This window comes from Escherichia sp. KCJ4928 (assembly GCF_004352695.1).
Taxonomy (GTDB): Bacteria; Pseudomonadota; Gammaproteobacteria; order Enterobacterales; family Enterobacteriaceae; genus ECMA0423.
Window position 1 is genome coordinate 1 of the sequence record NZ_SJWV01000011.1, and the last position, 19,402, is coordinate 19,402.

General features: G+C 52.7%; 19 protein-coding genes. 16 read left to right on the forward strand and 3 right to left on the reverse strand.

The window, feature by feature from the left end; all coding sequences use genetic code 11:
• The first annotated feature begins 353 nt into the window (after positions 1 to 353).
• From E0D98_RS03165 to E0D98_RS03195, 7 genes are all read left to right on the forward strand, one after another.
• Positions 354 to 917: a fimbrial protein gene (locus E0D98_RS03165; RefSeq protein ID WP_000033328.1), complete on the forward strand. Its 564-nt coding sequence runs from the start codon at positions 354 to 356 to the stop codon at positions 915 to 917.
• Between the two features lie 81 nt (positions 918 to 998).
• Complete coding sequence (yfcU, locus tag E0D98_RS03170; RefSeq protein ID WP_001112824.1) at positions 999 to 3,644, forward strand: fimbrial usher protein YfcU; 2,646 nt, start codon at positions 999 to 1,001, stop codon at positions 3,642 to 3,644.
• Between the two features lie 19 nt (positions 3,645 to 3,663).
• Entirely contained in the window at positions 3,664 to 4,416 is a 753-nt protein-coding gene (locus E0D98_RS03175; RefSeq protein ID WP_000482748.1) for a fimbria/pilus periplasmic chaperone, read from the forward strand.
• Positions 4,417 to 4,431: 15 nt separating this feature from the next.
• On the forward strand, positions 4,432 to 4,941 hold the full coding sequence (locus tag E0D98_RS03180; protein WP_000018471.1) for a fimbrial protein: 510 nt from the start codon (positions 4,432 to 4,434) through the stop codon (positions 4,939 to 4,941).
• The gene (locus E0D98_RS03185; RefSeq protein ID WP_000714139.1) at positions 4,938 to 5,426 is read left to right on the forward strand and encodes a fimbrial protein; all 489 of its coding nucleotides are present in this window, start codon (positions 4,938 to 4,940) and stop codon (positions 5,424 to 5,426) included. Before E0D98_RS03180 ends, E0D98_RS03185 begins: the two co-directional genes overlap by 4 nt.
• The gene (locus E0D98_RS03190; protein WP_000844750.1) at positions 5,423 to 5,962 is read left to right on the forward strand and encodes a fimbrial protein; all 540 of its coding nucleotides are present in this window, start codon (positions 5,423 to 5,425) and stop codon (positions 5,960 to 5,962) included. Before E0D98_RS03185 ends, E0D98_RS03190 begins: the two co-directional genes overlap by 4 nt.
• 1 nt (position 5,963) lies before the next feature.
• Positions 5,964 to 6,815 (forward strand): StfH/YfcO family fimbrial adhesin, encoded by an 852-nt coding sequence (locus E0D98_RS03195; protein ID WP_001315753.1) that lies wholly within the window; start codon positions 5,964 to 5,966, stop codon positions 6,813 to 6,815.
• 72 nt (positions 6,816 to 6,887) lie between these two features.
• On the opposite strand, the gene smrB is transcribed toward E0D98_RS03195, so the two are convergent.
• Positions 6,888 to 7,439 (reverse strand): endonuclease SmrB, encoded by a 552-nt coding sequence (gene smrB / locus E0D98_RS03200; RefSeq protein ID WP_000730806.1) that lies wholly within the window; start codon positions 7,437 to 7,439, stop codon positions 6,888 to 6,890.
• 165 nt (positions 7,440 to 7,604) lie between these two features.
• On the opposite strand from smrB, the gene prmB reads away from it, so the two are divergent.
• From prmB to E0D98_RS03230, 6 genes are read left to right on the forward strand one after another with little or no spacing between them, the layout of a single operon-like run.
• Positions 7,605 to 8,537, forward strand: a complete 933-nt coding sequence (prmB, locus tag E0D98_RS03205) for a 50S ribosomal protein L3 N(5)-glutamine methyltransferase (RefSeq protein WP_001295704.1) — start codon at positions 7,605 to 7,607, stop codon at positions 8,535 to 8,537.
• A 34-nt stretch (positions 8,538 to 8,571) separates the two neighbouring features.
• Positions 8,572 to 9,657, forward strand: a complete 1,086-nt coding sequence (gene aroC / locus E0D98_RS03210; protein ID WP_000918470.1) for a chorismate synthase — start codon at positions 8,572 to 8,574, stop codon at positions 9,655 to 9,657.
• A 3-nt stretch (positions 9,658 to 9,660) separates the two neighbouring features.
• Complete coding sequence (mepA, locus tag E0D98_RS03215) at positions 9,661 to 10,485, forward strand: penicillin-insensitive murein endopeptidase (RefSeq protein WP_001043812.1); 825 nt, start codon at positions 9,661 to 9,663, stop codon at positions 10,483 to 10,485.
• Entirely contained in the window at positions 10,485 to 11,294 is an 810-nt protein-coding gene (locus E0D98_RS03220; protein ID WP_000447361.1) for a sulfite exporter TauE/SafE family protein, read from the forward strand. The genes mepA and E0D98_RS03220 overlap by 1 nt, the downstream gene beginning before the upstream one ends.
• Positions 11,294 to 11,842 carry an elongation factor P hydroxylase gene (gene epmC, locus E0D98_RS03225; protein ID WP_001089235.1) on the forward strand — a complete coding sequence of 183 codons (549 nt, stop codon included), beginning with the start codon at positions 11,294 to 11,296 and terminating at the stop codon, positions 11,840 to 11,842. The genes E0D98_RS03220 and epmC overlap by 1 nt, the downstream gene beginning before the upstream one ends.
• A 33-nt stretch (positions 11,843 to 11,875) precedes the next feature.
• A complete protein-coding gene (locus E0D98_RS03230) occupies positions 11,876 to 12,154 on the forward strand; it encodes a YfcL family protein (protein WP_000559764.1) in 279 nt (92 codons plus the stop codon).
• 120 nt (positions 12,155 to 12,274) lie between these two features.
• Here E0D98_RS03230 and mnmC read toward each other — a convergent pair whose 3' ends face one another.
• Positions 12,275 to 14,281: a bifunctional tRNA (5-methylaminomethyl-2-thiouridine)(34)-methyltransferase MnmD/FAD-dependent 5-carboxymethylaminomethyl-2-thiouridine(34) oxidoreductase MnmC gene (gene mnmC, locus E0D98_RS03235; protein ID WP_047086697.1), complete on the reverse strand. Its 2,007-nt coding sequence runs from the start codon at positions 14,279 to 14,281 to the stop codon at positions 12,275 to 12,277.
• A gap of 158 nt (positions 14,282 to 14,439) precedes the next feature.
• Here mnmC and fabB point away from each other — a divergent pair, with 158 nt between their 5' ends.
• Both fabB and E0D98_RS03245 read left to right on the forward strand, forming a co-directional pair.
• The gene (gene fabB / locus E0D98_RS03240; protein WP_000817178.1) at positions 14,440 to 15,660 is read left to right on the forward strand and encodes a beta-ketoacyl-ACP synthase I; all 1,221 of its coding nucleotides are present in this window, start codon (positions 14,440 to 14,442) and stop codon (positions 15,658 to 15,660) included.
• Positions 15,661 to 15,952: 292 nt separating this feature from the next.
• Positions 15,953 to 17,131, forward strand: a complete 1,179-nt coding sequence (locus E0D98_RS03245) for an MFS transporter (protein ID WP_000127749.1) — start codon at positions 15,953 to 15,955, stop codon at positions 17,129 to 17,131.
• Here E0D98_RS03245 and flk read toward each other — a convergent pair.
• Positions 17,128 to 18,123 carry a flagella biosynthesis regulator Flk gene (flk, locus tag E0D98_RS03250; protein ID WP_000615813.1) on the reverse strand — a complete coding sequence of 332 codons (996 nt, stop codon included), beginning with the start codon at positions 18,121 to 18,123 and terminating at the stop codon, positions 17,128 to 17,130. The genes E0D98_RS03245 and flk overlap by 4 nt on opposite strands.
• Positions 18,124 to 18,221: 98 nt before the next feature.
• Here flk and pdxB point away from each other — a divergent pair, with 98 nt between their 5' ends.
• Positions 18,222 to 19,358 carry a 4-phosphoerythronate dehydrogenase PdxB gene (gene pdxB, locus E0D98_RS03255; protein WP_000699121.1) on the forward strand — a complete coding sequence of 379 codons (1,137 nt, stop codon included), beginning with the start codon at positions 18,222 to 18,224 and terminating at the stop codon, positions 19,356 to 19,358.
• Positions 19,359 to 19,402: the final 44 nt, after the last annotated feature.

Below are 19,402 nucleotides of genomic sequence, written 5' to 3' on the forward strand. Positions count from 1 at the left end.
GCCAATCGCATTATATGTTCATTGTTTGTTTTTTAAGCTGTTGATATTCATTATTGATATACTTTCTATTTTTTCTAAATACTTATTCCGTATTTTTTAAGGATGTCCTTAAGATAACCTTTCTTCTGTCAATATATTAATTAAATCTACATTTACTCTTTAGTAAAATTAAATTGCATCAGGGGGGTGAAAACATCACTATGCGGCCCCACACCAAAGAATACAATTTTCTACGACCTGTTCTTTTTGGATCGCATGCCGTATTCAATGGCTGGGTATAAACATTGGGTATTGACTGAATCAATGTATTGTAATGTTTATATTTTTTATTATTTATAGTTTAAGGACAAATAATGAGTAAGTTTGTTAAAACAGCTATTGCTGCGGCAATGGTGATGGGCGTTTTCACCTCTACGGCAACAATCGCTGCGGGTAACAACGGTACTGCACGTTTTTACGGCACCATTGAAGACTCAGTGTGTTCTATCGTCCCGGACGATCACAAACTGGAAGTTGATATGGGTGATATCGGTGCCGAAAAACTGAAAAATAACGGCACCACCACGCCGAAAAGTTTCCAGATTCGTCTGCAAGATTGCGTATTTGATACTCAGGAAACAATGACTACTACCTTTACTGGTACCGTTTCTTCTGCAAATAGCGGCAATTATTACACCATTTTCAATACCGATACCGGTGCGGCATTTAACAATGTTAGCCTGGCGATCGGTGACTCTCTGGGTACCTCTTACAAAAGCGGCATGGGTATTGACCAGAAAATAGTGAAAGACACTTCTACCAACAAAGGCAAAGCGAAGCAGACACTGAACTTTAAAGCCTGGCTGGTCGGCGCAGCTGATGCGCCAGATCTGGGTAATTTCGAAGCAAATACCACCTTCCAGATTACTTACCTGTAAGGCATACCCCCATAGCGACACTGCTATGGGGGATTTAAATGGATTTTGACCGAACAAGAATAAAAACGGATAGAAACGTGTATGCCTGACCATTCTCTTTTTCGATTACGGATTCTTCCGTGGTGCATTGCGCTGGCAATGTCAGGGAGTTATAGCAGTGTCTGGGCTGAAGACGACATTCAGTTTGATTCCCGTTTTCTGGAATTAAAAGGCGACACAAAAATTGATCTGAAGCGTTTTTCCAGCCAGGGATATGTTGAGCCCGGAAAATACAATTTACAGGTTCAACTAAATAAACAGCCATTGGCGGAAGAGTACGATATTTACTGGTATGCTGGTGAAGATGACGCGAGCAAAAGCTATGCTTGTCTGACACCGGAACTGGTAGCGCAGTTTGGTTTAAAAGAAGACGTGGCGAAAAATCTTCAATGGAGCCACGATGCTAAATGCCTGAAATCCGGTCAACTGGAAGGCATGGAAATTAAGGCTGATTTAAGCCAGTCCGCATTAGTCATTTCACTGCCACAGGCTTACCTCGAATATACTTATCCCGACTGGGATCCGCCTTCACGTTGGGATGACGGCATCTCCGGGATCGTCGCGGACTACAGCATCAACGCACAAACCCGGCACGAAGAAAATGGCGGTGATGATAGTAACGAGATCAGCGGCAACGGGACGGTCGGGGTTAACCTGGGGCCGTGGCGTATGCGTGCTGACTGGCAGACTAACTATCAACATACTCGCAGTAATGATGATGACGATGAATTCAGCGGCGATGAAACTCAAAAAAAATGGGAGTGGAGTCGCTACTATGCCTGGCGGGCGTTACCATCATTAAAAGCCAAACTGGCGCTGGGCGAGGATTACCTCAGATCCGATATTTTTGATGGCTTTAACTATGTTGGTGGCAGTGTCAGTACTGACGATCAAATGTTGCCTCCCAATCTGCGCGGCTACGCGCCAGACATTTCCGGCGTGGCACACACCACAGCAAAAGTGACCGTCAGCCAGATGGGGCGTGTGATTTACGAAACGCAGGTTCCGGCTGGACCGTTTCGTATTCAGGATCTTGGTGATTCTGTCTCCGGTACGTTGCATATTCGCATTGAAGAACAGAACGGCCAGGTGCAGGAATATGACATCAGCACCGCCTCGATGCCATACCTCACTCGCCCAGGTCAGGTTCGCTATAAGATCATGATGGGCCGTCCGCAAGAGTGGGGACACCATGTCGAGGGTGAATTTTTTTCTGGTGCTGAAGCTTCCTGGGGGATCGCTAACGGCTGGTCGTTATATGGCGGCGCACTGGGAGATGAAAACTATCAGTCTGCGGCGCTTGGCGTCGGTCGCGATTTGTCTACATTCGGCGCGGTCGCGTTTGATGTTACTCACTCGCACACCAAACTGGATAAAGACACCGCTTATGGCAAAGGTTCGCTGGACGGTAACTCCTTCCGTGTGAGTTATTCCAAAGACTTTGACCAGCTCAACAGCCGCGTTACTTTTGCTGGATATCGCTTCTCGGAAGAGAACTTTATGACCATGAGCGAGTATCTGGATGCCAGTGACAGCGGAATGGTACGCACGGGCAACGACAAAGAGATGTACACCGCCACTTATAACCAGAACTTCCGCGATGCGGGTGTTTCGGTTTATCTCAACTATACCCGCCATACCTACTGGGATCGCGAGGAGCAGACAAACTACAACATCATGCTCTCGCACTATTTCAATATGGGCAGTATTCGTAATGTCAGCATCTCGATGACTGGCTACCGTTACGAGTATGACAACCAGGCCGACAAAGGCATGTACATTTCGCTCAGTATGCCGTGGGGCGACAACAGTACCGTTAGCTATAACGGTAACTATGGCAGTGGGACGGACAGCAGTCAGGTCGGTTATTTCAGCCGTGTCGATGACGCGACTCACTATCAGTTGAACGTCGGCACCAGTGACAAACACACCAGCGTTGACGGCTATTACAGCCATGATGGTTCGCTGGCGCAGGTTGACCTCAGTGCGAACTACCATGAAGGGCAATACACCTCTGCGGGCTTGTCGTTACAGGGCGGCGCAACGCTTACTGCCCACGGTGGCGCACTTCACCGTACCCAGAATATGGGCGGGACACGATTGTTGATTGATGCCGATGGCGTTGCCGATGTTCCGGTGGAAGGTAACGGGGCTGCTGTTTATACCAATATGTTTGGTAAAGCCGTCGTTTCTGACGTCAATAACTATTACCGCAATCAGGCGTATATCGACCTCAACAGATTGCCTGAAAACGCTGAAGCAACCCAGTCGGTGGTGCAAGCCACGCTAACTGAAGGTGCCATTGGCTACCGTAAATTTGCTGTCATTAGCGGACAAAAAGCGATGGCGGTGCTGCGCCTGAGCGACGGCAGCCATCCTCCGTTTGGCGCAGAAGTAAAAAATGATAACGAGCAGACAGTGGGCCTTGTCGATGATGACGGCAATGTTTATCTGGCTGGGGTGAAACCTGGCGAACACATGAGTGTGTTCTGGAGTGGTGTTGCGCATTGCGATATCAACCTGCCGGACCCGCTGCCTGCCGATCTGTTTAACGGCTTGTTACTGCCATGCCAGCATAAAGGCAATGTAGCACCTATCACTTCGCCGGCGGTCAAACCGGCGATTCAGGAACAGACACAGCGGGTGACGCCAACGGAACCTCCGACTTCAATTTCAGTAAACCAGTAACGTGATTAAGGAATGATCCATGTTTAATCTGACTAACACTGCAAAAATCGTTGTCCCGGCACTGGCGCTGCTGGCGACAGCGGTCAGTTTCTCCAGCCACGCTTCGGTGACGCCCGACAGGACACGGCTGGTGTTTAACGAAAGCGACAAGTCCATCAGCGTCACGCTGCGCAACAACGATCCCACACTGCCTTATCTGGCGCAGAGCTGGATAGAGGATGCAAAGGGCAACAAAATCAGCTCGCCGCTTGCGGTGCTTCCGCCAGTGCAGCGCATCGATGCGATGATGAACGGCCAGGTGAAGGTGCAGGGGCTGCCGGATATCAACAAACTGCCGGCCGACCGCGAGAGCGTGTTCTATTTCAACGTGCGCGAAATTCCGCCGAAATCAAATAAACCGAACACACTGCAGATTGCGCTGCAGACGCGTATCAAACTGTTCTGGCGACCGAAGGCGCTGGAGAACACCAGCATGAAAAGTCCGTGGCAGCATAAGGTGACGCTCATCCGTAACGGCCAGGACTTCACCGTCAATAACCCGACGCCGTACTACGTGATCATCAGCAACGCCAGCGCTAAAAAAGGCGGCAACCCGCCGGCGGGATTCACACCGCTGATGATGGAGCCGAAAACCTCCGCACCGCTGAATGCGAAGATGGACAGCGTGCCGGTGCTGACTTACATCAACGACTACGGCGCGCGGATGCCGCTGTACTTCATATGCACCGGCAACAGCTGCCAGGTGGATGAAGAGCAGAGCCGCAAAGGCTGATGCCGGGAGGGACTTATGAGTCACAAGTTTGTAGCGGGCGCAGGGTTGCTGGTGCTGGCCGGATGGGGCATCAGCGGTTTGGCTGTTGCTGGCAGTGATATCAAACAGGTGGATCTGACGCTGCGAATCCTGGTCGATGGACCGCCGCCTTGCTCCGTGAAGGGAAGCGCTGTGAAATTTGGCAATGTGATAATCAACAGGATCGATGGTACCAATTACCAACAGGATGCGAAATACACCCTCAACTGCGGTAATAAAGTCAGCGATGACTTACGGATGCAGCTCAAAGGCAATACCGCCGTGATCAACGGAGAAACGGTTCTCAGCACGGATATCGCCGGCCTGGGGGTGCGGATAGAAAACGCCGCCGACAACTCCCTGTTTGCAGTTGGTGAAAATAACTGGACGCCTTTTAATGTCAACACTCAGCCTCAGCTGAAAGCGGTGCCGGTAAAACAGAGCGGGGTGCAACTGACGCCGTCGGAGTTTAACGCCACGATGACCATGGTGGTGGATTACCAATGAAAAAATTCCTGCTCCTTTTACTGTGCGCTGGTTGCGGGGCTGTGCTGGCGGCGGAAGATGACATCACATTCCACGGTACGCTGATGTCGCCGCCCGCCTGTAGCATCAGCGGCGGGCAAACCATCGAAGTGCAATTTCGCGATCTTATTATCGACAGCATTGATGGCAATTATGGTCGTCAGAAAGTGGACTACGAACTGAGCTGCGACTCGGATGTCCGCGATCCCGAGTGGAATATGACACTCTCCTGGACGGGGACTGCCACCTCCTACAACGACTCTGCTATTGAGACGGATGTACCGGGCTTCGGAATTGAGCTTCAGCATGACGGTCAGCGTTTTAAGCTCAACGAGCCGCTTTCCATTAACGCCACCGATTTTAGCCAGAAGCCAAAGCTGGAGGCGGTACCGGTCAAAGCGGCTGATGCGGTGCTGACGGACACGAATTTTTCTGCTTACGCAACCTTACGGGTGGATTACCAATGAAAACAGCACACATTTATTCACCCGGTTATGCGCTGTTAGCAGGCCTGCTGCTGACCGCCAGCACGGGGGCTCGGGCAGTCGATAACAACCTGCATTTTTACGGCAACCTGCTGAGTAAATCCTGCACGCTGGTGGTGGATGGTGCCAATCTGGCGGAAATTCATTTTCCCACCGTCAGCAACCGGGATTTGATGGTCGCCGGGCAGTCCGCGCATCTGCCGGTTGTGTTTAAGCTGAAAGACTGCAAAGGGCCGGCGGGATACAACGTCAAAGTCACCCTCACCGGAACGGAAGACAGCGGTCAGCCGGGTTTTCTGGCAGTCGATGACACCTCCACCGCGCAGGGCGTGGGGATAGGGATGGAAACGCTCGACGGCAAGCGGGTGGATATTAACAACACCACCGGGGCGACTTTTGCGCTTACCAACGGCAACAATGATATTAATTTCCGGGCCTGGATCCAGGCGAAAAGCGGTCGTGATGTAACCATCGGTGATTTCACCGCCAGCCTGACAGCTACGTTTGAGTATATATAAAATGCATAAAATACGTCATGTTATATGTTTATTGGTGCTGGCTCTGTGCGCTTCTGGGATACAGGCTGCGACAAAGATCGCCACACTCTATGTACCCGCGGGGACGACCAGCGTTGTTGCAAAGTATCGTTTTCATCTTTCAGTCCTGACCCCTCAATCAGTTGAATATGGCACGTATGAATCTAATTCAACTGCGGCAGCAAGTTTGCCTTTAGTTAGTTGGACCGGGAGTCCTCCCGGCCCTGAACTCAGGATGGAGCGCAATAATACAACCTTACCGGATTCTACCTGCCCCGGATTAGAAGAGTATGATGCTCTCTCTCCAGTAACGGCCTGGTCATGTAATGAATTAGTACTTGGCGTTTATTACGATGGAGATTTACACGGTTGTCCCTGGATTGTGTCGTCTTATGTTGAAAGCGCCAGTACTATGGATCAGCGTTTCGGGGCCGGAATTTTTATAGGACCAACAAAAGTTAGCTCTGACTGCCCGACAGAGTCCCTGGCACCGTATGATGTTTCCTGGAATGAAAATTATGTTGTACATAACAAAGTCGTCAGGTTGCAGTCAACAGGTGGTGTTATTGAGCAAACACTGCCCACTTTCCTGATGGAAAACGGCAAACTGTGTGATGGCAGTAATTTTGACGAGCGTGGAGCCTACTGCCGTTTTGTCGCACAGCAGATGACCTTCTCGACTTCCGGCTGTGATAATGCCAAAGTGACGGTGACGCCAGAGCCGCAACCGATCACGTCCAGGCAACTGCATGATATGAAGCTACGCGTGGACACGACATCTCGACAGCCCATAGATTCTACCTGCCGATTCACTTACATACTGAATATGTATTAGCGCACCTTTTCTCACCTGGCAGGGTCATTCGCCCCTGCCATTCCGCGCTCCTGGCACAACACGCTCAACTCCTCAGGGCAACTCCGGCGGCAACCACTCTTCCACTTCAATCAACACCAACAAAGCCGCATCACCGCCGTACTCTTTCGGTGCCTGGTGAAATGCCATCACATGCGGATGTTGTGCCAGCCACAGCGGTGTTTGTTGCTTCAAAATATGCTTCCCGTGCCCATGCATCACGCAGGCACAAAACACATGTTCGCGGCGACAGGCGGCAATCAACGCGCCCAGTTCCTGCTTGGCCTGCAGCTGCGTCAGACCGTGTAAATCCAAAAACAATTCCGGTGAATAATCGCCGCGGCGCAGTTTCTTCGCCTCAAAATGGCTGACATCCGGGCGAACATATTTCACCGGACCTTCGGTATTTAATAACGGCTGAAACTCATCGGAGAAATAATGGCTGGCATCAGCCTGCTCCTGGATCAAGCGTTTCACCGGCACTTCGCTGATTTTTTTACGCTGCGGTCGGTGGACAATCGTGTCCTGCTTAATCTTGCGAGTCCCCGCCATCAACTGGCGAAACAGAGCCTGGTCCTCCTCGCTAAGTGTTGTTTTCTTTTTCATTTATCTGTCTCTATTTCTAATTTTCCTACAGTTTACCCGACTCGTAGCACAATCGATCGTTTTAAACGTATTTTTCCTCACTCACCGCGCGTGAATGCTGATTTATCGTCATCTTCATGGCAAACTAGCCGCCGAAATTATTGCGATCATGCCCTGGAGGAATACGTGGATAAAATTTTCGTTGATGAAGCAGTAAATGAGCTGCAAACCATTCAGGACATGTTGCGCTGGTCGGTAAGCCGCTTCAGCGCGGCAAATATCTGGTACGGTCACGGCACCGATAACCCGTGGGATGAAGCCGTACAGCTGGTGTTACCATCGCTCTACCTGCCGCTGGATATCCCGGAAGATATGCGCACCGCGCGTCTGACCTCCAGCGAAAAACACCGTATTGTTGAACGCGTGATCCGCCGCGTCAACGAGCGCATTCCGGTGGCTTACCTGACCAACAAAGCCTGGTTCTGCGGTCATGAATTTTACGTCGATGAACGCGTGCTGGTGCCGCGCTCGCCGATTGGTGAACTGATCAACAATAAATTTGCCGGACTCATCAGCAAGCAACCGCAGCATATTTTAGATATGTGTACCGGTAGCGGCTGCATCGCCATTGCCTGTGCTTATGCCTTCCCGGAAGCGGAAGTCGACGCGGTAGATATCTCTCCCGACGCGCTGGCGGTTGCCGAACAGAACATCGAAGAACACGGTCTGATCCACAACGTCATTCCGATTCGTTCCGATCTGTTCCGCGACTTGCCGAAAGTGCAGTACGATCTGATTGTCACTAACCCGCCGTATGTCGACGCGGAAGATATGTCCGACCTGCCAAACGAATACCGTCACGAGCCGGAACTGGGCCTGGCATCTGGCACCGACGGCCTTAAACTGACGCGTCGCATTCTTGGAAACGCGGCAGATTACCTTGCTGATGATGGCGTGTTGATTTGTGAAGTCGGCAACAGCATGGTACATCTTATGGAACAATATCCGGATGTTCCGTTCACCTGGCTGGAGTTTGATAACGGCGGCGATGGTGTGTTTATGCTCACCAAAGAGCAGCTGCTGGCGGCCCGTGAATATTTCGCGATTTATAAAGATTAAGTAAACACGCAAACACAACAATAACGGAGCCGTGATGGCTGGAAACACAATTGGACAACTCTTTCGCGTAACCACCTTCGGCGAATCGCATGGGCTGGCGCTCGGCTGCATCGTCGATGGTGTTCCGCCAGGCATTCCGCTGACGGAAGCGGACCTGCAACATGACCTCGACCGTCGTCGCCCTGGGACATCGCGCTATACCACCCAGCGCCGCGAGCCGGATCAGGTCAAAATTCTCTCCGGTGTTTTTGAAGGCGTTACTACTGGCACCAGCATTGGCTTGTTGATCGAAAACACTGACCAGCGCTCTCAGGATTACAGCGCAATTAAAGACGTTTTCCGCCCAGGCCATGCTGATTACACCTACGAACAAAAATACGGTCTGCGCGATTATCGCGGCGGTGGACGTTCTTCCGCCCGCGAAACCGCCATGCGCGTGGCGGCCGGGGCGATTGCCAAAAAATATCTCGCCGAGAAATTTGGTATTGAAATCCGCGGCTGCTTGACCCAGATGGGCGACATTCCGCTGGAAATCAAAGACTGGTCGCTGGTTGAACAAAATCCGTTCTTCTGCCCGGACCCGGACAAAATCGACGCGTTAGATGAACTGATGCGCGCGCTGAAAAAAGAGGGCGACTCCATCGGCGCGAAAGTCACCGTTGTTGCCAGTGGTGTCCCCGCCGGACTTGGCGAGCCGGTCTTTGACCGCCTGGATGCCGACATCGCCCATGCGCTGATGAGCATCAACGCGGTGAAAGGCGTGGAAATTGGCGACGGTTTTGACGTAGTGGCGCTGCGCGGCAGCCAGAACCGCGACGAAATCACCAAAGACGGTTTCCAGAGCAACCATGCGGGCGGCATTCTCGGCGGTATCAGCAGCGGGCAGCAAATCATTGCCCATATGGCGCTGAAACCGACCTCCAGCATTACCGTGCCGGGGCGCACTATTAACCGCTTTGGCGAAGAAGTTGAGATGATCACCAAAGGCCGTCACGATCCCTGTGTCGGGATCCGCGCGGTGCCGATCGCTGAAGCGATGCTGGCGATCGTTTTAATGGATCACCTGCTACGGCAGCGGGCGCAAAATGCCGATGTGAAGACTGATATTCCACGCTGGTAAAAAATGAACAAAACCGCGATTGCGCTGCTGGCTCTGCTTGCCAGTAGCGCTAGCCTGGCAGCGACGCCGTGGCAAAAAATAACCCAACCTGTGCCGGGTAGCGCACAATCGATAGGCAGTTTTTCTAATGGCTGTATTGTCGGCGCTGACACGTTGCCGATACAGTCCGAACATTATCAGGTCATGCGTACCGATCAGCGTCGCTATTTCGGTCACCCGGATCTGGTGATGTTTATCCAGCGTCTGAGTAGCCAGGTGAGCAATCTGGGCATGGGTACGGTGCTGATTGGCGATATGGGGATGCCCGCTGGTGGGCGTTTCAACGGCGGTCATGCCAGCCACCAGACCGGACTGGATGTCGATATCTTTCTGCAACTGCCGAAAACTCGCTGGACCTCCGCGCAGCTCTTGCGCCCGCAAGCACTGGACTTAGTTTCCCGCGACGGTAAACACGTTGTTCCGACGCTGTGGAAGCCAGAAATTTTCAGCTTGATCAAACTCGCCGCCCAGGACAAAGACGTCACACGCATTTTTGTTAATCCGGCGATTAAACAACAACTTTGCCTTGATGCGGGCACCGATCGCGACTGGTTGCGCAAAGTGCGACCCTGGTTCCAGCATCGCGCGCATATGCATGTACGATTACGTTGTCCTGCCGATAGTCTGGAGTGTGAAGATCAACCTTTACCGCCACCAGGCGATGGTTGCGGGGCAGAACTGCAAAGCTGGTTTGCACCTCCAAAACCGGGAACAACAAAGCCTGAGAAGAAGACACCGCCTCCGTTGCCGCCTTCCTGCCAGGCGCTACTGGATGAGCACGTGATCTAATGGAAACGTTTAATAGCCTGTTTATGGTTTCCCCGCTGTTGCTGGGAGTTCTCTTTTTTGTCGCCATGCTGGCGGGATTTATCGACTCGATTGCCGGTGGCGGTGGGTTACTCACCATTCCGGCATTGATGGCAGCGGGAATGTCTCCCGCTAACGCGTTGGCAACCAATAAACTGCAAGCCTGCGGCGGCTCTATTTCCGCCACTATCTACTTTATTCGCCGCAAAGTGGTTAGTTTAAGCGATCAGAAACTCAATATTGCCATGACCTTTGTCGGCTCAATGAGCGGCGCACTGTTGGTACAGTACGTTCAGGCTGATGTCTTACGGCAGATTTTGCCCATTCTGGTGATTTGTATCGGCCTCTATTTCTTGCTGATGCCAAAGCTGGGTGAAGAAGATCGCCAGCGCCGGATGTACGGTTTACCCTTCGCGTTAATTGCCGGTGGCTGCGTCGGTTTTTATGACGGATTCTTTGGCCCGGCTGCCGGATCGTTTTACGCGCTGGCCTTCGTTACGCTGTGCGGATTCAACCTCGCCAAAGCCACGGCTCACGCCAAATTACTCAACGCAACGTCAAACATTGGCGGTCTGCTGCTGTTTATTCTCGGCGGCAAAGTGATTTGGGCGACGGGCTTTGTGATGCTGGTGGGGCAGTTCCTCGGCGCGCGCATGGGTTCACGGCTGGTGTTGAGCAAAGGACAAAAGCTGATCCGCCCGATGATTGTTATCGTCTCGGCGGTGATGAGTGCCAAATTACTTTACGATAGCCACGGACAGGAGATCCTCCACTGGTTGGGGATGAACTAATGAACAGTACACACCACTATGAGCAGTTGATTGAAATTTTTAATAGCTGCTTTGCCGATGAATTTAATACCCGTCTGATTAAAGGCGACGACGAACCGATCTATCTTCCTGCTGATGCGGAAGTACCGTATAACCGAATTGTCTTTGCCCACGGCTTTTATGCCAGCGCAATTCATGAGATTTCGCACTGGTGTATTGCCGGAAAAGCGCGCCGTGAGCTGGTTGATTTCGGCTACTGGTATTGCCCGGATGGGCGTGATGCCCAAACGCAAAGCCAGTTTGAAGATGTTGAAGTGAAGCCGCAGGCACTCGACTGGTTGTTCTGTGTGGCGGCGGGATATCCGTTTAACGTCAGTTGCGACAATCTGGAAGGCGACTTCGAACCGGATCGTGTGGTGTTTCAACGGCGGGTACATGCGCAGGTGATGGATTACCTAGCAAACGGCATTCCTGAACGCCCGGCACGCTTCATTAAAGCACTACAAAATTATTATCACACGCCGGAACTTACGGCGGAACAGTTCCCGTGGCCGGAAGCGCTCAACTAAAGCCAGCGCCACGTTTTACAATGAGGAAAGAAGATGATCGCGGAGTTTGAATCACGCATTCTGGCATTAATCGACGGTATGGTTGACCATGCCAGTGATGATGAGTTGTTTGCCAGTGGGTATTTGCGTGGCCACCTGACATTAGCCATCGCAGAACTGGAAAGTGGTGATGACCACTCCGCTCAGGCGGTGCATACGACCGTTAGCCAGAGTCTGGAAAAAGCCATTGGTGCCGGTGAATTGTCGCCGCGTGACCAGGCGCTGGTGACCGATATGTGGGAAAACCTGTTTCAGCAGGCGTCACAGCAGTAAGTTGCGGCGTCTGGAGCACCATGCCTGATGCGACGCTTATCGCGTCTTATCAGGCCTACACGTCACACGTAGGTCGGATAAGGCGTTCACGCCGCATCCGGCAAACACTGCGAGAGCAGATTACCCCGCCTTAACCGCTTTACCCTTCAACAATTTCCGCACCCATAACCGATTCGGGTTTAACGCCGCCAGCGTACTGGCATCCATCGGAATCGGTTCGTCGCTCATCTGCGCCGCCAGAATCTCGGCACACAGCGGGGCAGAACACAAACCGCGAGAACCTAAAGCCGCAAACATAAAGAGATCGTCAAAAACCGGCGCGCTTACCGCCTCATCTTTCTGCTCCGCCAACGACGCATATTCCACGAGTGTTGCCTCATAATCGGGAACATTGCCTACCATTGGCAGATGATCGCGGGTGGCACAACGCACACCGCAGCGCGCCTCTTTATCACTGACATCAACCTCTTTTGCCCACTGTGCCTGCGGGAAACAATCAATCAACCGCTGGCGATTCTGCTGCTGATCGTCCTCACTGTACGCCGTATCTTCGCTGCCGCGATGATAACTGGCACCAATACAATGATGTTGATTCGCCGGATTTTGTGGCGTGAGATAACCGTCATAGCACAGCACCTGCTTCAGCTCTGCCAATTCCGGCGTTGTCGGAATATGGCTGACCTGCCCGGCAACCGAATACACCGGGAGAGTCGACGTATGGCTGAATCGGCTGATTTGATGCCCGTTCGCCAGTACCACTACGCTGTGTGTTGCTTGCTGATCTCCTGCAAAATTCAACAACCAACAGTCATCCTTACGGGATAAATTCTGTAACTGATATTGATAATAAATCTGCAAACCCTGCTGTTGCGCCAGTTCCAGCACATTACGGGTCAGTTCTGCTGGGCACAGCCAACCACCTTGCGGATAAGTAATGCCGCTGCAATTTGTCGCAACGCCCGTAATTTGTTCAACCGCATTTGCCTCAACGGCTACAGCCAGTTCTGCGGGTAAATCCATTGACAACATCTGTGCGATTTTATGCTGGCTTTTCTCATTCCAGCCTAACTGCGTGACGCCGCACCAGTCATGATCAAATTTAACGGGTAATTGGTCGTAAAACCGACGAGCAAAAGTAAACGCATTAGAGAAAAAGCGGTTTAGCGCCTCATCGTGTTTGCTTAATAACGGATACAGCGCCCCCTGGCGATTGCCGGAAGCACCCAGTGCGGGGGCCTCATCCGCGCAATAAAGCGTTACCTGCCAGCCGCGCCGTAATAGCGCCAGCGACAACAACGCGCTGGCAATACCACCGCCGATAATCGCCGCTTCCCGTTTGCTGCTGCCCGTGCGGTTAAACCACGGCGCGGAGCAGGGGAGCGGTAATGTCTGTTCCATCACCCCGCAAAGCATTTCCCGTTTGCGCCCAAAGCCCTTACGTTTTTGCATCGTGAATCCGGCGTCCTGCAAACCGCGGCGGACAAAACCGGCAGACGTAAATGTCGCCAGCGTGCCGCCCGGACGCGCCAACCTTGCCATGGCGTTAAACAGATTTTGCGTCCACATATCCGGGTTTTTCGCTGGCGCAAAGCCGTCCAGAAACCAGGCATCTACTTTTTGATTTAGCGAATCGTCCAGTTGGCTGGTCAGTTCGTTAATATCGCCAAACCATAAATCCAGCGTCACGCGGCCTTCATCGAGCAATAAACGATGGCAACCGGGCAAGGACATTGGCCACTGCGCCTGAAGTTGTTCTGCCCACGGAGCCAGTTCCGGCCAGTGTTGATGCGCTAAGGCTAAATCCGCACGGGTGAGGGGAAATTTCTCAAAACTAATGAAATGTAAGCGTTGTAATTGCGCTTGCGGATGCGCTTCGCGAAACTGATCAAATGCCTGCCATAGCGTCAGGAAGTTTAATCCGGTGCCGAAGCCGCTCTCTGCTATCACAAACAGAGGATGTGGATGCTCAGGAAAGCGTACCTCTAATTGGTTGCCTCCCAGAAAAACATAACGCGTCTCTTCCAGCCCGTTATCGTTGGAAAAATAGACATCGTCAAAATCTCGGGAAACAGGTGTACCCTCAGCATTAAATTCGAGGTTGGCAGGTTGTATGGAGTAGTGTTTCACGTAAGTTACTCGTCTTACAGGCGGTGGCTCGATCTTAGCGATGTGTGTAAGGCTGCGCAAATTTCTCTATTAAATGGCTGATCGGACTTGTTCGGCGTACAAGTGTACGCTATTGTGCATTCGAAACTTACTCTATGTGCGACTTACAGAGGTATTGAATGAAACGTGCAGTGATTACTGGCCTGGGCATTGTTTCCAGCATCGGTAATAACCAGCAGGAAGTCCTGGCATCTCTGCGTGAAGGACGTTCAGGGATCACTTTCTCTCAGGAGCTGAAGGATTCCGGCATGCGTAGCCACGTCTGGGGCAACGTAAAACTGGATACCACTGGCCTCATTGACCGCAAAGTTGTGCGCTTTATGAGCGACGCATCCATTTATGCATTCCTTTCTATGGAGCAGGCAATCGCTGATGCGGGCCTCTCTCCGGAAGCTTACCAGAATAACCCGCGCGTTGGCCTGATTGCAGGTTCCGGCGGCGGCTCCCCGCGTTTCCAGGTGTTCGGCGCTGACGCAATGCGCGGCCCGCGCGGCCTGAAAGCGGTTGGCCCGTATGTGGTCACCAAAGCGATGGCATCCGGCGTTTCTGCCTGCCTCGCCACCCCGTTTAAAATTCATGGCGTTAACTACTCCATCAGCTCCGCGTGTGCGACTTCCGCACACTGTATCGGTAACGCAGTAGAGCAGATCCAACTGGGCAAACAGGACATCGTGTTTGCTGGCGGCGGCGAAGAGCTGTGCTGGGAAATGGCTTGCGAATTCGACGCAATGGGTGCGCTGTCTACTAAATACAACGACACCCCGGAAAAAGCCTCCCGTACTTACGACGCTCACCGTGACGGTTTCGTTATCGCTGGCGGCGGCGGTATGGTAGTGGTTGAAGAGCTGGAACACGCGCTGGCGCGTGGTGCTCACATCTATGCTGAAATCGTTGGCTACGGCGCAACCTCTGATGGTGCAGACATGGTTGCTCCGTCTGGCGAAGGCGCAGTACGCTGCATGAAGATGGCGATGCATGGCGTTGATACCCCAATCGATTACCTGAACTCCCACGGTACTTCGACTCCGGTTGGCGACGTGAAAGAGCTGGCAGCTATCCGTGAAGTGTTCGGCGATAAGAGCCCGGCGATTTCTGCAACCAAAGCCATGACCGGTCACTCTCTGGGCGCTGCTGGCGTACAGGAAGCTATCTACTCTCTGCTGATGCTGGAACACGGCTTTATCGCCCCGAGCATCAACATTGAAGAGCTGGACGAGCAGGCTGCAGGTCTGAACATCGTGACCGAAACGACCGATCGCGAACTGACCACCGTTATGTCTAACAGCTTCGGCTTCGGCGGCACCAACGCCACGCTGGTAATGCGCAAGCTGAAAGATTAATTCGCAGTAGGTCGGAGTAGTCGGAGTAGTCGGAGTAGGTCGGATAAGACGCGCCAGCGTCGCATCCGACGTTACGCGCCAATGCGGCCTCCGGCACTAACGCAAAAGGGAACCTGATGGTTCCCTTTTTCACATCATTGACAATCGCCGCCAGTTCCAGGCAAACTTCCCGCTTTGTCGATTTCCTTCTGAAAAGACGTACGCGTTAAATCCTGCCAACGCACTGTAACCCTGAAACCAGAGAGATGAGACGGGGATACTCCTCGCCTTGCGCTGCATTCTGGAGTAATGCATGACTGCTGTAAGCCAAACCGAAACACGATCTTCTGCCAATTTTTCGCTCTTCCGCATCGCTTTTGCGGTTTTTCTCACCTACATGACCGTAGGGCTGCCGTTGCCGGTTATCCCGCTGTTTGTTCATCATGATCTGGGCTATGGCAATACCATGGTCGGGATTGCCGTCGGGATTCAGTTTCTGGCTACGGTGCTGACGCGTGGCTATGCCGGGCGACTGGCCGATCAATATGGTGCAAAACGTTCGGCGCTTCAGGGGATGTTAGCTTGTGGTCTGGCTGGCGGCGCGTTGCTGCTGGCGGCGATTTTGCCTGTCTCCGCACCGTTCAAATTTGCCCTGTTGGTCATCGGGCGTTTGATTCTTGGGTTTGGTGAAAGCCAGTTACTGACAGGCGCTCTGACCTGGGGGTTAGGCATCGTAGGGCCAAAACACTCTGGCAAAGTGATGTCATGGAATGGAATGGCGATTTACGGTGCCCTCGCTGTTGGTGCTCCGCTTGGCCTGTTGATTCATAGCCATTACGGTTTTGCCGCACTGGCGATCACCACAATGGTATTACCCTTACTGGCGTGGGCCTGTAACGGCACAGTGCGCAAAGTACCGGCCCTGGCGGGAGAACGTCCATCGCTGTGGAGCGTTGTCGGGTTTATCTGGAAACCAGGGTTAGGGCTGGCACTACAAGGCGTTGGTTTTGCGGTTATCGGGACTTTCGTTTCGCTCTACTTTGCCAGCAAAGGATGGGCGATGGCGGGCTTTACTCTTACCGCGTTTGGCGGCGCATTTGTCGTGATGCGCGTCATGTTTGGCTGGATGCCGGACCGTTTTGGCGGCGTGAAAGTGGCGATTGTCTCTCTGCTTGTAGAAACGGTGGGCTTGTTGCTGCTCTGGCAAGCCCCAGGTGCGTGGGTCGCATTAGCGGGCGCGGCGTTAACCGGAGCCGGATGTTCGCTTATCTTTCCTGCGCTGGGCGTGGAGGTGGTTAAACGCGTCCCCTCACAAGTTCGCGGCACCGCACTGGGCGGTTACGCCGCGTTTCAGGATATCGCCCTCGGCGTCTCCGGGCCGCTGGCGGGAATGCTGGCGACCACGTTTGGTTACTCTTCGGTATTTCTTGCCGGGGCGATCTCTGCGGTGCTGGGAATTATTGTCACGATACTGTCATTTCGTCGGGGCTAACGAACCAGCCAGACCAGCATCAGGATAATCGCGACTAACAGTATCCACAGCGCGGGACGCGTTGCCATATTTTGCAACGTGTCCATCATCGGTGGAAAAGGATTAAGCAGCGGTTGCATATCACGCGGATCAATCCCTTTAACCCGCCGTTGATAAAGCTGATTAAGAATATCCTCGGCCTGGGCAGAAGAAAGCGATGATTGCGCAGAAAGGCCATATTTTTGCTGGATATATGCCGATAACGCCGCCAGTTCACTGGCATCTAAAGGTTGTTTTAGCGCCATCTGTAGTGATTCCAGTGTCGGCGTATTTTGCTGGCTTAGCGTCTGGCGCGCCTGCAACCAGGTCACCAGATGGTTAAACAGTTTCGCTGGAATTAACTCGCCATCTTTCACCCCGGATAGTTCCAGCATCGATTGCCAGATCTGCTTGCTGGGTTCCCCCGTTGCCGCCGCAAGTTTGGTCACCAGCTGTTTGAGCGCATTGTGCTCCGCCGGTAATAAAGGACGGTCGGTCGCCTCGCGCTGCTGCGGTTGCGGAATAACCATCTTCCCTTCCTGCAACAGGGTGAGAATGGTTTTTAATTGCTCCGGTGAGAGCTGATTCAGCGGCGTCTGACCAAAGTTATGACGGATATAATCCGTGACCGCCTGACGATTATTCCCCAGACGTAAATACTCCCCTAATTGCGCTAAAAGCTGGCGGGCAGAATGGCTTTTTTGCGCGGCCAGCAGACGTTGCGCCAGGTTGTGTTCAGCGGCAGGGAAGTGACGCGAAAGCAGCGGTGAATCTCCCGACAGACCAATATCGTGCCTGATACCCGCCCACAGTTCTGCTCTTTGCTGTTGCGTCAGTGAGGTCACTTTCGTCATTAAGCTTTCCAGCGAAGTACGTTGCTGACTGGATAAAGGCTGATTGCCCGCGCCAGACGGCAGGTTATCTCCCTGACCTGGTGGTTGCCCAGGAGGAGGGCCGGAAATAGGTTGTATCATTACGTATCCTTATACCTGAAATCTTCGCAAGTATGCCTGGCCGCGAGATTATGGCACACTTGTCCGGTTAACTCTCGTCTCATACAGGTAACACAAACGTGAAAATCCTTGTTGATGAAAATATGCCTTATGCCCGCGACTTATTTAGCCGTTTGGGTGAGGTGACCGCGGTTCCCGGGCGTCCAATCCCCGTCGCTCAACTGGCAGACGCGGATGCGCTGATGGTGCGTTCGGTCACGAAAGTGAATGAATCTTTGCTGGCAGGAAAACCCATTAAATTTGTTGGCACTGCCACCGCGGGGACCGACCATGTCGATGAAGCATGGTTAAAGCAGGCGGGAATTGGTTTTTCCGCTGCACCTGGCTGTAATGCGATTGCGGTGGTGGAATATGTTTTCTCCTCACTACTGATGCTTGCCGAACGCGATGGATTTTCACTGCACGACCGTACGGTGGGGATCGTGGGCGTTGGTAACGTTGGACGTCGATTGCAGGCGCGACTGGAAGCGTTAGGGATTAAAACATTGCTTTGCGATCCGCCTCGCGCTGACCGTGGGGATGAGGGTGATTTCCGCTCGCTGGATGAATTAGTTCAGCATGCGGATATTCTGACTTTCCATACGCCACTCTTCAAAGATGGGCCGTACAAAACGCTGCATCTGGCGGATGAAAAACTGATCCGTAGCCTGAAGCCGGGAGCGATTCTGATTAACGCCTGCCGTGGCGCAGTCGTCGATAATACTGCGTTGCTGACCTGCCTGAATGAAGGCCAGAAGTTAAGCGTAGTGCTGGATGTCTGGGAAGGCGAACCGGAACTTAACGTGGAGTTGCTGACAAAAGTGGATATCGGCACGCCGCATATCGCAGGTTATACCCTGGAAGGTAAAGCACGCGGTACTACGCAAGTGTTTGAAGCCTATAGCAAGTTTATTGGGCATGAACAGCACGTTGCGCTGGATACATTACTGCCCGCGCCAGAGTTTGGTCGCATTACGCTGCATGGCCCGCTCGATCAACCGACGCTGAAAAGGCTGGTGCATTTGGTGTATGATGTGCGCCGCGATGACGCACCGCTGCGTAAAGTCGCCGGGATACCGGGTGAGTTCGATAAACTGCGCAAAAACTATCTTGAGCGCCGTGAATGGTCATCTCTGTATGTAATTTGTGATGACGCCAGTGCGGCATCATTGCTGTGTAAACTGGGTTTTAACGCCGTTCATCATCCGGCACGTTAATCTCTTCTTCATGCTCTCTGCTGTAACATTGGCAGGGAGCTTTG

Coding starts and splice junctions, on each gene's coding strand:
- E0D98_RS03165 (WP_000033328.1), top strand. CDS start 354: ATGAGTAAGTTTGTTAAAACAGCTATTGCTGCGGCAATGGTGATGGGC.
- yfcU (WP_001112824.1), top strand. CDS start 999: ATGCCTGACCATTCTCTTTTTCGATTACGGATTCTTCCGTGGTGCATT.
- E0D98_RS03175 (WP_000482748.1), top strand. CDS start 3,664: ATGTTTAATCTGACTAACACTGCAAAAATCGTTGTCCCGGCACTGGCG.
- E0D98_RS03180 (WP_000018471.1), top strand. CDS start 4,432: ATGAGTCACAAGTTTGTAGCGGGCGCAGGGTTGCTGGTGCTGGCCGGA.
- E0D98_RS03185 (WP_000714139.1), top strand. CDS start 4,938: ATGAAAAAATTCCTGCTCCTTTTACTGTGCGCTGGTTGCGGGGCTGTG.
- E0D98_RS03190 (WP_000844750.1), top strand. CDS start 5,423: ATGAAAACAGCACACATTTATTCACCCGGTTATGCGCTGTTAGCAGGC.
- E0D98_RS03195 (WP_001315753.1), top strand. CDS start 5,964: ATGCATAAAATACGTCATGTTATATGTTTATTGGTGCTGGCTCTGTGC.
- smrB (WP_000730806.1), bottom strand. CDS start 7,439: ATGAAAAAGAAAACAACACTTAGCGAGGAGGACCAGGCTCTGTTTCGC.
- aroC (WP_000918470.1), top strand. CDS start 8,572: ATGGCTGGAAACACAATTGGACAACTCTTTCGCGTAACCACCTTCGGC.
- mepA (WP_001043812.1), top strand. CDS start 9,661: ATGAACAAAACCGCGATTGCGCTGCTGGCTCTGCTTGCCAGTAGCGCT.
- E0D98_RS03220 (WP_000447361.1), top strand. CDS start 10,485: ATGGAAACGTTTAATAGCCTGTTTATGGTTTCCCCGCTGTTGCTGGGA.
- epmC (WP_001089235.1), top strand. CDS start 11,294: ATGAACAGTACACACCACTATGAGCAGTTGATTGAAATTTTTAATAGC.
- E0D98_RS03230 (WP_000559764.1), top strand. CDS start 11,876: ATGATCGCGGAGTTTGAATCACGCATTCTGGCATTAATCGACGGTATG.
- fabB (WP_000817178.1), top strand. CDS start 14,440: ATGAAACGTGCAGTGATTACTGGCCTGGGCATTGTTTCCAGCATCGGT.
- E0D98_RS03245 (WP_000127749.1), top strand. CDS start 15,953: ATGACTGCTGTAAGCCAAACCGAAACACGATCTTCTGCCAATTTTTCG.
- flk (WP_000615813.1), bottom strand. CDS start 18,123: ATGATACAACCTATTTCCGGCCCTCCTCCTGGGCAACCACCAGGTCAG.